The organism is Tepidiforma sp. (assembly GCF_034432735.1).
GTDB lineage: Bacteria > Chloroflexota > Dehalococcoidia > Tepidiformales > Tepidiformaceae > Tepidiforma.
Genome location: NZ_DAOUBJ010000031.1, coordinates 1 through 13,774 on the forward strand (window position 1 = coordinate 1; position 13,774 = coordinate 13,774).

Genomic DNA, 13,774 nt, shown 5'->3' on the forward strand with positions numbered 1-13,774 from the left:
CGGTGTTGCAGGCGATGAATTGGACGCCGGGGATTTTGGCGCGAACCATTCGGTTGACGGCATTGCAGCCGCCGCCGCCAACGCCGATGACTTTGATGTCTGGGAGTAGTTCGAGGTCGTAACGGGTGCTCATTTCGGTTGTCCTTCCCTTTGACGAATGAGGCTGTGGTTGGCGGTTGTTGGGTCGCTGGTGTGGGGCTGGGCTATTGGGGGATGAGCGACCTCCCGATATCGAGGATGCGGTCGAGGAGGCTTCGGCTGCGGTTTTCGTAGGCGGCGGTGATGGTCTCTCCGGGGCGTTCGCGGTTGGCGAGGGCGTAGCGAACGAGGCCGATGGAGGTGGCGAAGGCGGGGGTGCCGATGAGGTCGGAGAGGCCGGTGTAGCCGTGGGGGTGTCCGAGGCGGGCGGGGAGCTGGAGCCGGTCTTCGGCGACTTGGGGGAGGCCGCGGAGGAGGGCGGTGCCGCCGGTGAGGACGAGGCCGGCGGCGATGCGGTCGAGGTAGCCGATGCGTTTGATTTCGAGGCCGACCATTTCGAGGATTTCGTCGACGCGGGCGTGGAGGATGTCGCAGATGTGGTGGAGTGGGACGTGTTTGGTGGACTGGGTGCCGAAGACTTGGACTTCGACGGTTTCGTTGGCCATGGTGGGGTCGGCGTAGGCTGCGCCGACGGTGCATTTGGTGGTTTCGGCGCTTTCCCATGGGCAGCGAAGGACGCGTGCGAGGTCGGCGGTGAGGTGGGAGCCGGCGATGGGGAGGCAGGCGGTGTGGGCGACGGCGCCTTCGTCGAAGACGGCGATGGAGGTGGTGCTTCCGCCGATGTCGACGAGTGCGACGCCTTGTTGTTTTTCTTGTTCGGTGAGGACGCTTTCGGCGGAGGCGAGGCTTTCGAGGATGATGTCGTCGACTTGGACGCCGGCGCCTTCGACGCATTTGGTGAGGTTTTGGATGGCGGAGACGGCGCCGGAGACGATGTGGACTTCGGCGTCGAGGCGGGAACCGTACATGCCGACGGGGTCGCTGACGGGGTCGGTGCCTTCGACCCAGTAGGCGCGGGGGACGACGTGGATGACTTGGCGGTTGGTGGGGATGGCGATTTGGCCAGCGGCTTCGAGGACGCGGGCGCGGTCGTCGGTGGAGATGGGGCGGGTGCGGTCGGGGATGGCGACGATGCCGCGGTTGTTTTGGCTGGAGATGTGGCTGCCGGAGATGCCGACGACGGCGGAGAGGATGCGCATGCCGCAGGCTTGTTCGGCTTTTTCGACGGCGATGGCGATGGCTTCGCGGGCGCTCTGGATGTTGTCGATGACGCCGCGGGAGAGGCCGGCGGCTGGTGCGACGCCGACGCCGAGGATGCGGGTTTCTCCGGTCTCGCCGATGTCGCCGACGACGACGGCGACTTTGGTGGATCCGATGTCGATGGCGGCTACGGTTGAACGTCGTCGCATGGTTCCCCCTTTGGTTGGCAATGGCTACTGCAACACTGGGCGGTTGCCGTAGCGCAGGTCGATGGTGGTGTAGGTGATTTGGCGCTGGCGGGCCTCGGCGGTGAGGGCGGCCCAGACGGCGAGTTTGTAGGCGATGGAGCTGGAATCGCCGAAGAGGGCGATGGTGCCTTCGGTGGTGGTGACTTGGATGCCTTTGCCGGTGATGAAGGCGACTTCGGCGACGGTGGTGCCGAGCTGCTGGGGCAGGAGTTCGTAGATTTGGGCGGCGGCGTCGACGGCTTGGGGATCGACGCGGTCGCCGACGAGGCGGGTGCCGGCTTCGGAGCTGCGGATGGCGGGGGCGCCGGTGCCGAGGTGTTCGCCGACGGCGATGACGACGCCTTCTCGGTCGATGATGTAGTCGACGCCGGCCTGTTCCCAGGTGCCCCAGGGGCGGCGCTCTTGGACGGTGATGCGAAGGGTGGTGGGCCAGTCGCGTTGGACGCGCACGCTGGCGACGAGGGGGAGGGCGGAGATGGCGCGCTGGATGGCGGGGAGGTCGGCGGTGATCATGCTTTGGCCGAGGGCGTTGGAGGTTTCGACGATGGTGTGCTGGGGGATGCGCTGGAGGCCCTCCACCTGGATGGTCTGGATGCGGAGGTGGGGGCTGCGATAGAGCCAGGTGCCACCGGCGAGGGTGGTTGCGAGGAGGAGGAGGGCGAGGGCGATGGGGAGGGAGCGTCGGACGGCTTGGAGGGGGATGCCCTTGGGCTGTGGCGGAGCTCCCGGGATGACGCCGGCGCCGGGGGTGTTGTGACGGCGGATGATGTGGCGTTGCGGGGCGGGGTTGCCGACGGCTGGCCGGGTTCGTCGGACGATTTTGCGGACGACGTTGGGCTGGGTGGTGCGGTTGCGACGGACGATCATGGCCGGGGCCTCCGCTGGTGGCGTTGAAGGGCGAGCTCGATGATGCGGCTAAGGAGCTCGGGGTAGGGGAGGCCGCTGGCTTCCCAGAGTTTGGGGTACATGCTGATGTGGGTGAACCCGGGGATGGTGTTGATTTCGTTGGCGATGAGCTGGTCGGATGGGGTGAGGAAGAAGTCGACCCGGGCGTAGCCTTGGCACCCGATGACGCGGTACATGCGGAGGGCGAGTTCGCGGGCTTGGGCTGCGACTGCTTGGGTGATGGGGGCGGGGATGTAGAGTTGGGATTTGGAGGCCGGGTCGTATTTGGCGTGGTAGTCGTAGAACTCGCGATCGGGGACGATTTCGCCGACGACGCTGGCTTGGGGGTCTTCGTTGCCGAGGATGGAGCATTCGAGTTCGCGGCCGGTGATGGCTTGTTCGACGACGGCTTTGTCGTCGTAGGCGAAGGCGGCTTGGAAGGCGCTGGGCAGGTCTTCGCGGGAGCGTGCTTTGGTGATGCCGACGCTCGAGCCGCCGTTGGCGGGTTTGACGAAGCAGGGGTAACCGATGGCGTTGTCGATGAGGGCCATAGATGTATTTTGGTTAAGTGTATACTCCCATGATCGGATGACGGAATAGCGGGGGACGGGTATTCCGGCTTCGCGGAAGATGGCTTTCATGAGGGCTTTGTCCATGCCGATGGCGGAGGCGGCGACGCCGGCGCCGGTGTAGGGGATGTTGGCCATTTCGAGGAGGCCCTGGAGGGTGCCGTCTTCGCCGAAGGTGCCGTGGACGAGTGGGAAGGCGACGTCGCAGTTGGCGAGGGCTTGGAGGGCTTCGGTGGCGTGAAGGAGGGGGAGGCCGGTTTCGGTGAGGGTGGGGGTGCCGGCCTGGAGGGCGGCGCGGGTTTGGGTTGGGGTCATCCAGTGGCCGGAGCGGGTGATGCCGATGGGGACGGCTTCCCAGCGTTCTGGGTCGAGGGCGGCGATGACGCTGCGGGCGGAGAGGATGCTGACTTCGTGTTCGCCGGAGCGTCCGCCGAAGATGATGGCGACTTTTTTGCGGCTCATGTCCACGCTCCTATGAATTCGACTTCTGGCTCGAGGGTGATGCCGAATTGTTGGTGGACGCGCCGCCGGGCTTCGTCGATGAGCCAGCGGACGTCGGCGGCGGTGGCGTTGCCGTGGTTGATGAAGAAGTTGGCGTGTTTTTCGGAGACGGCCGCGTCGCCGCGGCGCATGCCGCGCATGCCGACGGCGTCGATGAGTTTCCAGGCGGGGGCTTGGGGTGGGTTTTTGAAGGTGGAGCCGGCGCTTCGGCCGCGGGGCTGGGCGGTGAGCCGCTTTTGGTCGTAGGTGGCGGCTCGCGCGAGGAGCTCTGTTGGGTCGCCTGGGGTGAGTTCGAGTTCGCATTGGAGGATGGCGCGTCCGTGGAGTTCGCCTCTGGTGAAGCGGCTGCCGCGGTAGACGAGGCGGAGGTCGGCGGCGTCGATCCATTCGATGTGGCCGTTGGGGAGTTGGAGTTGGACGCGGCGGAGGACGTCGGCGAGGCAACCGCCGTAGGCTCCGGCGTTGTAGACGACGGCGCCGCCGAGGGTGCCGGGGATGCCGACGGCCCAGGCGAGGCCATCGAGCCCGCGTCGGCACATGCGGCGGGCGAAGGCGGCGAAGCTGGCGCCGCTTTCGATGCGGATGGTGGTGCCTTGGAGGTGTTCGGCGCGGGCGCGATTTTCGATGACGAGTCCGCGCACTCCGGCGTCGGCGACGAGGATGTTGCTGCCGGACCCGAGGATGAGGAGGGGGATTTGGTAGTCGGCGGCGGCGCGGGCGGCGGCGGCGAGTGCTTGGCTGTTCCGGACGGTGAGGAAGAGATCGGCGGGGCCGCCGATGCCGAAGGTGGTGTGGCGGGCGAGGGGTTCGGCGCGACGGAGGTCGCCGAGGGGCTGGAGGGCGGCGGCGAGGCGTTCGATGGCGGTCATCGGAGGGCCTCCAGGAGGCGGGGGCCGACTTGGTGGATGTCGCCGGCGCCGATGGTGATGACGATGTCTCCGGGTTGGAGGAGGCCGAGGGTGGTACGCACGGCTTGGTCGAAGTCGGCGATGTAGTGGGTCGGGGGGGCGACGATGTGGGCGGCGAGGTCGGCGGCTGAGCGTCCGGCGGTGGGGTCTTCGCGGGCTGCGTAGGTTTCGACGATGAGGAGGGTGTGGAGGCCTTGGAAGGCGGTGAGCCAGTCGTCCCAGAGGTAGGCGATGCGGCTGTAGGTGTGGGGCTGGTGGATGCCGATGAGGCGGCGGTTGGGGTAGGCGGCGCGGGCGGTTGCGATGAGGGCGCGGACTTCGGTGGGGTGGTGGGCGTAGTCGTCGATGATGGTGATTCCGGCTGCCTGGCCGATGAGTTCGAACCGGCGGCGGGCGCCGCGGAAGGCGGCGATGGCTTCGCGGATGGTGGGGAAGGGGATGTCGAGGTGGAGGGCGACGGCGGCGGCGGCGGTGGCGTTGCGGACGAAGTGGTGGCCGGGGACTTGGACGTGGAGTTGCCCGAGGGGGGTGTTGGCGCGGTGGAGGGTGAAGCTGGCGCCGGTGGGCCCGAGGTGGATGTCGGTGGCGCGCCAGTAGCGGGGGCTTTGGATGCCGTAGGTTTCTTGGCGGAGGGGTTGGTCGCCGAGGAGGTCGCTGATGGTGCGGGCGCCGGGGTCGTCGGCGCAGGTGAGGAGGAGGCCGCCTGGGGTGAGGCGCTGGCCGAATTGGACGAAGGCCTGGAGGTAGGCGGCGGGGGTGCCGTAGTCGTCGAGGTGGTCGGGCTCGACGGTGGTGACGATGGCGATGGCGGGGGTGTATTCGAGGAAGGCGCGGCGGTATTCGTCGGCTTCGACGACGGCGAGGTCGCCGGCGCCCCAGGCGGCGTGGCTTTGGAGGTCGGGGCATTCGCCGCCGAGGAGGTACATTGGTTGGCGGCCGGCGCGGGTGAGGATGTAGGCGATGAGGGCGGAGGTGGTGGTTTTGCCGTGGGAGCCGGCGACGGCGATGAGTTGTTTGTTCTGGAGGAGGCGGGCGACCATTTGGGCGCGGAGGATGACGGGGATGCCGCGTCGGTGGGCTTCGGCGATTTCGGGGTTTTCGGGGCGGGCGGCTGCGGTGGTGACGACGAGTGTGGTTTCTGGGGGGAGGTGGTCGGCGGAGTGGCCTTGGTAGATGCGGGCGCCGAGGGAGGCGAGTTCTTCGGTGAGGTGGGATGGGTGGAGGTCGCTGCCGGAGACGGGGATGCCCCGCTGGAGGAGGAGGCGAGCGATGGCGGACATGTGGATGCCGCCGATGCCGATGAGGTGGACGGGGCCGCGAAGCTGCTCTGTCATTTGGCTACCTCGATGATGAGGCGGGCGATTTCGGCGGCGGCGGTGGGGCGGGCGAGGGTGTGGGCGGCGGTGCGCATGGCTTGGAGTTTGGCGGGGTTGTCGAGGAGTTGGGCGACGATGTCGGGGAGGGTGTGGAGCTGGGTTTCTTCGAGGAGGATGGCGGCGTTTTGGTCGGCGAGCCAGCGGGCGTTGTCGCGCTGGTGGGCGCCGGCGAAGGTGCCGGGTACGAGGATGGCGGGGAGGCCGGCGGCGGGGAGTTCGCCGAGGATGGAGGCGCCGGCCCGGAAGATGCCGAGGTCGGCGGCGAGCATGATGGTGGGGAGGTCGGTGCGGAAGGGTGCGGGGTGGTAGCGCTCGGCGAGGGTGGGGGGGAGGGTGGCGCGGGCTTGTTGGGCGGCTTGGAGTCCGGCGGGGCCGGTGATGTGGATGATGGAGGTGCGCGTGAGGAGTGGATGGAGGGCTTGGAGGACGGCTTGGTTGAGGGCTCGGGAGCCTTGCGAGGCTCCGGCGATGACGATGAGGGTGCTGGAGGGGGGCAGGCCGATGGCTTTTCGGGCGGTGGCGCGGTCGTGGGTGAAGAATTCGGGCCGGACGGGGTAGCCGGTGACGGTGGTTTTGGCGGGTGGGAGGTGGGCGAGGGCGGCGGGGGTGGAGGTGGCGAGCTGTGTGGCGAGCCGCTTTTCGACGCGGACGGCGAGGCCGGGGGCGACGTCGGGCAGGAAGACGACGAGGGGCCGGCGGAGCAGCCAGGCTGCGAGGCTGACGGGGAAGCTTCCGTAGCCGCCGGTGCTGAAGACGGCGTTGGGGCGATGGTGGTGGAGGCGGTGGAGGGCGAGGAGGGTACCCCGGGCGAGGGTTGTGGTGCTTCGGAGGAGGCCGAGCGGGCTGCGGCCGCGGATGGGGGCGGCGGGGATCGGTTCGAACGGGATTTGGGCGGCGGCGATGGTGGTGCGTTCGCCGCGGTTTTCGGGGCCGAGGAAGATGAGGCTGGGGGCGGGTTCGAGTGCGCGGAGGGCGTTGGCGACGGCGATGGCTGGGAAGAGGTGGCCGCCGGTGCCGCCGCCGGTGAGGACGATGGTGGTCATGTGGCTGGCTCTCTTCGGACGATGGTGCCGCGTGGGCGCCGCTCCGGGGGGTGCTGGTCGAGGTAGCCGCCGCGGTCGTTGCCGTAGCGGGAGATGCTGACGAGGACGCCCATAGCGAGGAGGAGGGCGACGATGGCGTTGCTGCCGTAGCTGATGAATGGGAGGGGGACGCCGGTGAGGGGGATGACGCGGAGGATGCCACCGATGTTGAGGAAGGCCTGGACGGCGACCCAGGTGGTGATGCCGGTGGCGACGAGTTGGCCGAATTCGTCGCGGGCGCGACGGGCGATTTGGTAGCCGCGGACCATGAGGAGGATGTAGAGGAGGAGGAGGGCGAGTCCGGCGAGGAGGCCGAGTTCTTCGCCGACGATGGCGAAGATGCCGTCGGTGTGGGATTCGGGGAGGTAGAAGAATTTGGCGCGGCTGGCACCGAGGCCGAGGCCGGTGATGCCGCCGTTGCCGATGGCGATGAGGGCTTGGAGGGTTTGGAAGCCGATGCCGTCGGGGTCTTTTTCGGCGTGGAGGAAGGCGGTGATTCGTTCGGCGCGATAACCGGCGCCGAGGGCGAGGAGGGTGATGGCGACGAGGCCGCTGCCGAGGAGGGCGGCCATTTGGACGATGGAGGCACCGGCGACCCAGAACATGGTGACGGTGATGGCGAGGACGATGAGGGTGGTGCCGAGGTTGGGCTGGAGGAGGATGAGTGCGCTGACGGCGCCGATGATGAGGACGAAGGGGAGGAGGCCGTGTTCCCAGGAGCGGAGGGAGCTGCCACGTGAGGCGAGCCAGGCGGCGAGGTAGATGGTGACGGTGAGCTTGGCGAATTCGGCGGGTTGGAGGGTGAGTTCGCCGATGCCGATCCAGCGGCGGGCGCCGCCGCCTTCGACGCCGACGAGGATGACGGTGACGAGGAGTGCGAGGGTGAGGAGCATGAGGGGGACGGCGAGTGGTGCGAGGCGGCGGTAGTCGAAGCGGGCGATGACGAACATGCCGATGGCGCCGCCGAATGCCCAGATGGCCTGGCGGAGGAAGAAGTAGTAGGGGTCGCCGGTGTCGACGAGGCTTTTGACGAAGGATGCGCTGTAGACGGCGATGAGCCCGAAGACGGTGAGGATGGCGACGATGGCGACGAGCATGTAGTCGGGGCGACCTGGGTTCCACTCTCCGGTGCGTGCGGCGGCTATGGCGACACCTCCTGGGTGAAGCCCGGGAGGCTCTGGACGAGCTGGCGGAAGTGGGCGCCGCGGGCTTCGAAGTTGGGGTACTGGTCGAAGCTGGTGCCTGCGGGTGAGAGGAGGATGACGTCGCCGGGGTGTGCGAGGCGGTGGGCTGCTTGGACGGCATCCTCGAGGGTTCGGACGAGCAGGGTGACTTCGGCGTGGCCGGCTACGGCTTGGTGGAAGAGGGGGCCGGATTCGCCGAAGCAGATGACGGCGCGGCAGCGCTCGTGGACGGCTTGTTGGAGGGTGTCGAGGGGGAGGTGTTTGTCGCGCCCGCCGAGGAGGAGGATGACGGGCTGGTCGTAGGCGCGGAGGCCGGCGACGGTGCGTTCGGGGCTGGTGGCGATGGAGTCGTTGACCCACGCTGCGCCCTGGGTGTGGCCGATGAGTTCAAGGCGGTGGGGGACGCCGGTGAAGGTACGGATGGCGCGGGCGATGGCGGTGACGGGCCAGCCAGCTTGGGCGGCGATGGCGGCGGCCATGACGATGTTGGCGAGGTTGTGGCGGCCGCGGAGGCGCACGTCGGAGATGGGGAGGACGGGGGTGACGCGTGCGCCGCGGCGGATGACGATTTCGCCGTCTTCGAGGTAGGCGCCGTCGGTGGTGAGGGTGGATTCGATGGAGGTGGCGACGAGGCGGCCGCGGACGGAGGCCATGAAGGTTCTGGTGACGGGGTTGTCCTGGTTGAGGACGGTGATGTCGTTGCGGCTCTGGTGGGCGATATGGTTCCGTTTGAGGCCGACGTATTCGTCCCAGGAGAATTGGTCGAGGTGGTTGGGGGTGACGTTGGTGACGGCGGCGATGTGGGGTGAGCGGTCGGTGTATTGGAGTTGGGTGTGGCTGATTTCGAGGATGACGTCGGTGGTGGGGCGGATGTTTTGGAGGCGAGCGAGGAGGGGCTCGCCGATGTTGCCGCCGAGGAGGTGTTCGACGCGGGCTTCGCGGGCGATGGCGCCGACGAGGGCGGTGGTGGTGGTCTTTCCGCTGGAGCCGGTGATGCCGATGGTGCGACCGGGGCAGAGCTGGAGGAAGAGGCGCATTTGGGAGGTGATGGGGATGCCGAGGGCGCGGGCGCGTGCGAGGGCGGGGTTGTAGCGGAGGATGGATTGGGAGACGGCGACGAGGCGGAAGCCGGCTGGGTCGAGGAGGGGCTGACCGACGATGGTGCGTTCGACGCCTTCGGGCGGTGAGGCGCCGGCGGCGGCGAGCTCTTCGGGGGTGCGGGTGTCGGAGATGGTGACGCGGGCGCCGTGGCTGACGAGCCAATGGGCGAGGTCGCGTCCTTCGATGCCGAGGGAGTAGACGAGGACGGGGAGCCCTTGGAGGGGTGGGAGGCCTGCTTGTTCGGGGGAGATGGTGTGGTCGGTCATTCGGGCACCTCGAGGGCGAGGGCGACGCCGAGCATGGCGGCGGCGATGCCGATGAGCCAGAAGCGGGTGACGATTTGGGTTTCGGCCCAGCCGATGAGTTCGAGGTGGTGGTGGAAGGGGGCGCGGCGGAGGATGCGGCGGCCGGTGAGTTTGTAGGAGCCGATCTGGAGGAGGTTGGAGCCGGCTTCGAGGACGAAGATGATGCCGATGATGGGGAGGAGGAGCCATTGGCCGGTCATGAGGGAGACGACGGCGAGGGAGGAGCCGAGGGCGAGGGCGCCGGTGTCGCCCATGATGACGCGGGCGGGGTGGGCGTTGTACCAGAGGTAGCCGAGGTTGGCGCCGGCGATGATGAATGCGAAGGTGGCGACGAATTCTTGGCCTTGGATGAAGCCGATGATGCCGTAGGCGATGAAGGCGATGAGGGTGGTGCCGCCGACGAGGCCGTCGAGGCCGTCGGAGACGGCGACGGCGCTGGTGGTGGCGACGATGATGGCGGTGGCGAGGGGGATGTAGAGGAGGCCGAGGGGGTAGCTGCCGAGGTAGGGGATGTTGATGGATTCGACTTGGATGTAGTGGTAGAGGACGATGGCTGCGCCGAGGGCGAAGATGGTGGTGAAGCCGAGTTTGAAGCGCCAGGTGAGGCCGCCTTGGCGGCGGTTTTGGAGGGTGCCGAGGTCGTCGACGAAGCCAGCGGCTGCGGTGACGGCGATCATGCCGAGGGGGAGGAGGATGGACTGGTGGTTCCACCAGTCGATGGCGAGGGCGGTGACGATGAGGGTGGGGAGCCAGATGATGAAGCCGCCGAAGGTGGGGGTGCCTGCTTTGTTCTGGTGTTCGGGCAGGTATTGGGAGATTTGTTTGCCAATGCGGCGGCGGCGGAGGTAGCGGACGATGGGTTCGCCGAGGGCGAGGGCGAGGAGGAAGGTGACGAACCCGGAGTAGAGGGCGTGGATCATGGTTCGCTCTCGAGGATGGGGAGGAGGGTTTCGAAGGCTTGTGAGCGGGAGGCTTTGAGGAGGACGGTGGCGTCGGGACGGAGGAGGTGGCGGACGAAGTTGGCGGCTTCGGTTTTGTCGTCGAACCAGTGGACGTTGGTCATTCCGGCGTCGCGTGCGCCTTGTGCCATGGCGTGGCAGGTTTGGCCGACGGCGACGAGGATGTCGGCGCATTCTGCGGCGAGGGCGCCGGCGGCGCGGTGTTCGCGCTCTTCGTGGTCGCCGAGTTCGGCCATTTTGCCGAGGAGGGCGATGCGGAGGCCTGGGGTGTCGCGCAGGAGCTGGAGTGCGCCGGCGAGCGAGGCTGGGCTGGAGTTGTAGCGGTCGTCGAGGATGGTGGCTCCGGTTCGGCTGCGGCGGATGGTGATGCGGCGGTCGGGGAGTTCGGCGGCGGCGATGGCATCGGCCATTTCGGTGAGGGTGTGGCCGAGGGCGATGCCGGCGGCGATGGTGAAGAGGGCGGCGGGGATGGTGTGGAGGCCGGGCAGGGGGGAGTGGACGCGGGCGCGTTGGTCTTGGTAGGTGACGGTGAATTGGGTGCCGTGGAGGCCCTGGGCTTGGGGTTGGGTGTAGGTGAGTGTTGCGCCGGTTGCGGGGGTTCCGAAGCTGATGACGTGACAGGGGAGGCGGGTGGCTTCGGGGGCGATGCGTGGGTCGTCGAGGTTGAGGATGGCGGTGCCGTTGCTGGGGAGTGCGCGGGCGAGGGAGAGTTTTTCTTGGGCGATGGCTTCGATGGTGCCGAGTTTTTCGATGTGGGTGAGGCCGATGTTGAGGACGCCGCCGATTTCGGGGAGGGCGATGGAGGCGAGGTAGGCGATTTCGCCGCGGCTGTCCATGGCGATTTCGAGGACGGCGATCTGGTCGGTGGTGCGGAGGCCGAGGAGGGCGAGGGGGAGGCCTTCGCGGGAGTTGTAGTTGCCGCGCCGGCTGTAGACGGTGTGGAAGCGGGCGAGGGCGGCGGCGCAGAGGTCTTTGGCGGTGGTTTTTCCGACGGTGCCGGTGACGCCGATGACGCGGGGGTTGCAGGCGAGCCGCCAGGCGCGGGCGAGTTCGCCGATGGCTTTGGTGGTGTCGGGGGCGATGACGATGGTTCGGTCGGGGGGGAAGGTGGCGGGTTCGCGGGTGCAGATGGCGGCGACGGCGCCGGCTTGGAGGGCGGCTTGGACGTAGAGGTCGCCGTGGGTGTTTTGGCCGGGGAAGGCGCAGAAGAGTTGGCCGGGGCGAACGGTGCGCGAGTCGGCGGTGCCGTCGGTGATTTGGGCGGGGCCGCCGTAGTGGACGCGGTATCCGCGCCGGGACATTTCTTGGGCGAGGAATTCGGTGGTGAGGTGGGGGCTCATGGTGTGCTTCGGGTGCCTTTCTCGGGTGGGACGCCGAGGTATCGGAGGGCTTGGTCGATGTAGTTGGCGAAGATGGGGCCGGCGGCTTGGGTTCCGGTGAGGAGGTTGCGGTTTTGGTCGAGGCGGACGAGGACGAGGAGGCGGGGATTTTGGAGGGGTGCGAAGCCCATGAAGGAGACGATTTGTTCGTCGTCGTTGTAGGTGCCCCAGACGGGGATGTTGGCGGTGCCGGATTTGCCGCCTGCGGTGTAGTGGGTGGGGTTGCGGCCCCAGCCGTCGGGGTCTTGGGCGACGACTTGGCCCATCATGTTGCGGACGGCGTCGCTGGCGGCTTGTGTGATGACGCGGCGGACGATGGTGGGCTGGATTTCGATGCGGGTGCCGTCGGGCTGGATGCGGGCTTTGAGGAAGTGGGGGGTGATGAGGTTGCCGCCGTTGATGCAGGCGGCGACGGCTTGCATGAGTTGGACGGGGGTGACGCTGATGGATTGGCCGAAGGATTGGGTGGCGACGTCGACGGGGGAGTAGCCGGGGTCGTGGGGGCGGCGGAAGAAGCCGGTGGCTTCGCCTGGGAGGTCGACGCCGGTGGGTTTGCCGAAGCCGAAGGCTTCGAGGTAGGACTGGAAGAGGGTGGTGCCGAGCTTCTGCTGCATGAAGACGGCCCCGGTGTTGATGGAGTGCTGGAGGACGCCGGTCATGGTTTGTTGGCCGTAGACGCCGTCGTCCCAGTTTTTGAGGAGCACCCCCTCCACGTCCACGGTTCCATTATCGGTGTAGGTGGTGTCTGGTGTGACGACGCCGGCGTCGATGGCTGCTGCGGCGGTGATGACTTTCATGACCGAGCCGGGTTCGTAGGTGTCGGTGACGGTGAAGTTTTTGAAGGGGCTGCGTTTTTCGGTGGCGGAGGCGATGTCTTCTTGGAGGGTGGTGTAGCGGACGCTGGGGAGGGTGGCGTTGGCGAGGATTTCGCCGGTGTTGGGATCCATGACGAGGATGGTGCCGCCGGCGGCGCGGTGTTCTTCGATGGCTTCGGCGAGTGTTCGTTCGGCGAGCCGCTGGAGGTAGCGGTCGATGGTGAGGACGAGGTCGTTTCCGGGGGTTGGTTGGGTGGCGAGGTATTGGCCGTAGGGGATGGGGTCGCCGAGGCTATCGCGTTCGTAGATGGCGCGGCCGGGCTTGCCTTGGAGGAGTTCGTTGTAGTAGGCCTCGATGCCGGCGTGGCCGGTGTTGTCGGCTCCGATGAAGCCGATGATGGCGGCGGCGAGGTCGCCTTCGGGGTGGATGCGGTCGGTGTTCTGGAGGAGGACGACGCCGGGCAGGTCGGCTTGGATGAGCTGCTGTCCGAGTTCGAATGGGAGGTCGCTGGCGATTCGGATTTCGACGGCGGGGGTGGAGTCGAGGGTGGTTTCGATGGTGGTGCGGGGGATTTTGGTGATGGTGGCGACGCGGTCGAGGACGTGGTTGCGGGTGGTCTGGTCGCGCCAGGCGCGGGTGTTGAGGTAGACGTCCCAGGTGGCGACGGAGACGGCGAGGGCGCCGCCGTTGCGGTCGAGGATGGCGCCGCGGCGGGCGTAGATGGTGGAGTCACCGAGGAGTTCGTTGCGGGCTTGGGCTGCGTAGGCGTGGTGTTGGAGGACTTGGAGTTGGATGAGGCGCGCGGCGAGGATGGCCCCGAAGAGGCCGAGGGTTACCGCTGGGAGCCAGACGCGGCGGGTCGGCCGCGCTTTTTGGATGGTCATCCGTATGCGCCTCCGGCCGCCGGGGGGCGGCGGCGGTGATGGTGCTGGCTACCAAGGTCGCCAGCTGAGGAGGGTTTTCCACCAGGGGTCGGCTGGTGTGGGGTGGGGTGCCTGCCGGGGGAGGTAGTCGGCGGGGATTTTTGCTGGGTCGGGGCCGGGGACGGGGACGGTGACGTAGATGGGGTTGCTGGCGGGGGTGAGGCCGATTTCTTGTGCTCGGCGTTCGATCCGTGCTTGGGAGGTGAGCCGGGCGACGTCGGCTTCGAGGAGGGAGATTTCGGAGCGGAGGCGCGCCTGTTCGCGCTGGGAGGTTTGGATATCGAAGCCTTGGCTGGTGA

Annotated in this window: 12 protein-coding genes; all 12 read right to left on the reverse strand. The window is 67.8% G+C overall.

Annotation, left to right across the window (positions count from 1 at the left end; genetic code table 11):
• Positions 1-203: 203 nt before the first annotated feature.
• Positions 204-1,448: a cell division protein FtsA gene (gene ftsA, locus VAE53_RS02635; protein ID WP_322817813.1), complete on the reverse strand. Its 1,245-nt coding sequence runs from the start codon at positions 1,446-1,448 to the stop codon at positions 204-206.
• 24 nt (positions 1,449-1,472) lie between these two features.
• Entirely contained in the window at positions 1,473-2,354 is an 882-nt protein-coding gene (locus VAE53_RS02640; RefSeq protein WP_322817814.1) for an FtsQ-type POTRA domain-containing protein, read from the reverse strand.
• Complete coding sequence (locus VAE53_RS02645) at positions 2,351-3,403, reverse strand: D-alanine--D-alanine ligase family protein (protein ID WP_322817815.1); 1,053 nt, start codon at positions 3,401-3,403, stop codon at positions 2,351-2,353. Before VAE53_RS02645 ends, VAE53_RS02640 begins: the two co-directional genes overlap by 4 nt.
• Positions 3,400-4,311, reverse strand: coding sequence for a UDP-N-acetylmuramate dehydrogenase (gene murB, locus VAE53_RS02650; protein ID WP_322817816.1), 912 nt, complete (start codon positions 4,309-4,311; stop codon positions 3,400-3,402). The genes VAE53_RS02645 and murB overlap by 4 nt, the downstream gene beginning before the upstream one ends.
• A complete protein-coding gene (gene murC, locus VAE53_RS02655) occupies positions 4,308-5,684 on the reverse strand; it encodes a UDP-N-acetylmuramate--L-alanine ligase (protein ID WP_322817817.1) in 1,377 nt (458 codons plus the stop codon). The genes murB and murC overlap by 4 nt, the downstream gene beginning before the upstream one ends.
• The gene (locus VAE53_RS02660) at positions 5,681-6,769 is read right to left on the reverse strand and encodes a UDP-N-acetylglucosamine--N-acetylmuramyl-(pentapeptide) pyrophosphoryl-undecaprenol N-acetylglucosamine transferase (RefSeq protein ID WP_322817818.1); all 1,089 of its coding nucleotides are present in this window, start codon (positions 6,767-6,769) and stop codon (positions 5,681-5,683) included. The genes murC and VAE53_RS02660 overlap by 4 nt, the downstream gene beginning before the upstream one ends.
• Entirely contained in the window at positions 6,766-7,905 is a 1,140-nt protein-coding gene (gene ftsW, locus VAE53_RS02665; RefSeq protein WP_322817819.1) for a putative lipid II flippase FtsW, read from the reverse strand. Before ftsW ends, VAE53_RS02660 begins: the two co-directional genes overlap by 4 nt.
• A 44-nt stretch (positions 7,906-7,949) precedes the next feature.
• Positions 7,950-9,359, reverse strand: a complete 1,410-nt coding sequence (murD, locus tag VAE53_RS02670) for a UDP-N-acetylmuramoyl-L-alanine--D-glutamate ligase (RefSeq protein ID WP_322817820.1) — start codon at positions 9,357-9,359, stop codon at positions 7,950-7,952.
• Positions 9,356-10,318, reverse strand: coding sequence for a phospho-N-acetylmuramoyl-pentapeptide-transferase (mraY, locus tag VAE53_RS02675; RefSeq protein ID WP_322817821.1), 963 nt, complete (start codon positions 10,316-10,318; stop codon positions 9,356-9,358). Before mraY ends, murD begins: the two co-directional genes overlap by 4 nt.
• Positions 10,315-11,697 carry a UDP-N-acetylmuramoyl-tripeptide--D-alanyl-D-alanine ligase gene (murF, locus tag VAE53_RS02680; protein WP_322817822.1) on the reverse strand — a complete coding sequence of 461 codons (1,383 nt, stop codon included), beginning with the start codon at positions 11,695-11,697 and terminating at the stop codon, positions 10,315-10,317. Before murF ends, mraY begins: the two co-directional genes overlap by 4 nt.
• Complete coding sequence (locus VAE53_RS02685; RefSeq protein WP_322817823.1) at positions 11,694-13,436, reverse strand: penicillin-binding protein 2; 1,743 nt, start codon at positions 13,434-13,436, stop codon at positions 11,694-11,696. The genes murF and VAE53_RS02685 overlap by 4 nt, the downstream gene beginning before the upstream one ends.
• A gap of 48 nt (positions 13,437-13,484) precedes the next feature.
• Positions 13,485-13,774: hypothetical protein (locus VAE53_RS02690; RefSeq protein ID WP_322817824.1), on the reverse strand; the 290-nt coding region annotated here is incomplete at its 5' end.

What these genes read in the sequence shown, in the direction of transcription:
- mraY (WP_322817821.1), bottom strand. Translation starts at nt 10,318, where the DNA reads ATGATCCACGCCCTCTACTCCGGGTTCGTCACCTTCCTCCTCGCCCTC.
- VAE53_RS02640 (WP_322817814.1), bottom strand. Translation starts at nt 2,354, where the DNA reads ATGATCGTCCGTCGCAACCGCACCACCCAGCCCAACGTCGTCCGCAAA.
- murB (WP_322817816.1), bottom strand. Translation starts at nt 4,311, where the DNA reads ATGACCGCCATCGAACGCCTCGCCGCCGCCCTCCAGCCCCTCGGCGAC.
- VAE53_RS02685 (WP_322817823.1), bottom strand. Translation starts at nt 13,436, where the DNA reads ATGACCATCCAAAAAGCGCGGCCGACCCGCCGCGTCTGGCTCCCAGCG.
- ftsW (WP_322817819.1), bottom strand. Translation starts at nt 7,905, where the DNA reads ATGCTCGTCGCCATCGTCGCCATCCTCACCGTCTTCGGGCTCATCGCC.
- murC (WP_322817817.1), bottom strand. Translation starts at nt 5,684, where the DNA reads ATGACAGAGCAGCTTCGCGGCCCCGTCCACCTCATCGGCATCGGCGGC.
- VAE53_RS02645 (WP_322817815.1), bottom strand. Translation starts at nt 3,403, where the DNA reads ATGAGCCGCAAAAAAGTCGCCATCATCTTCGGCGGACGCTCCGGCGAA.
- ftsA (WP_322817813.1), bottom strand. Translation starts at nt 1,448, where the DNA reads ATGCGACGACGTTCAACCGTAGCCGCCATCGACATCGGATCCACCAAA.
- murF (WP_322817822.1), bottom strand. Translation starts at nt 11,697, where the DNA reads ATGAGCCCCCACCTCACCACCGAATTCCTCGCCCAAGAAATGTCCCGG.
- VAE53_RS02660 (WP_322817818.1), bottom strand. Translation starts at nt 6,769, where the DNA reads ATGACCACCATCGTCCTCACCGGCGGCGGCACCGGCGGCCACCTCTTC.
- murD (WP_322817820.1), bottom strand. Translation starts at nt 9,359, where the DNA reads ATGACCGACCACACCATCTCCCCCGAACAAGCAGGCCTCCCACCCCTC.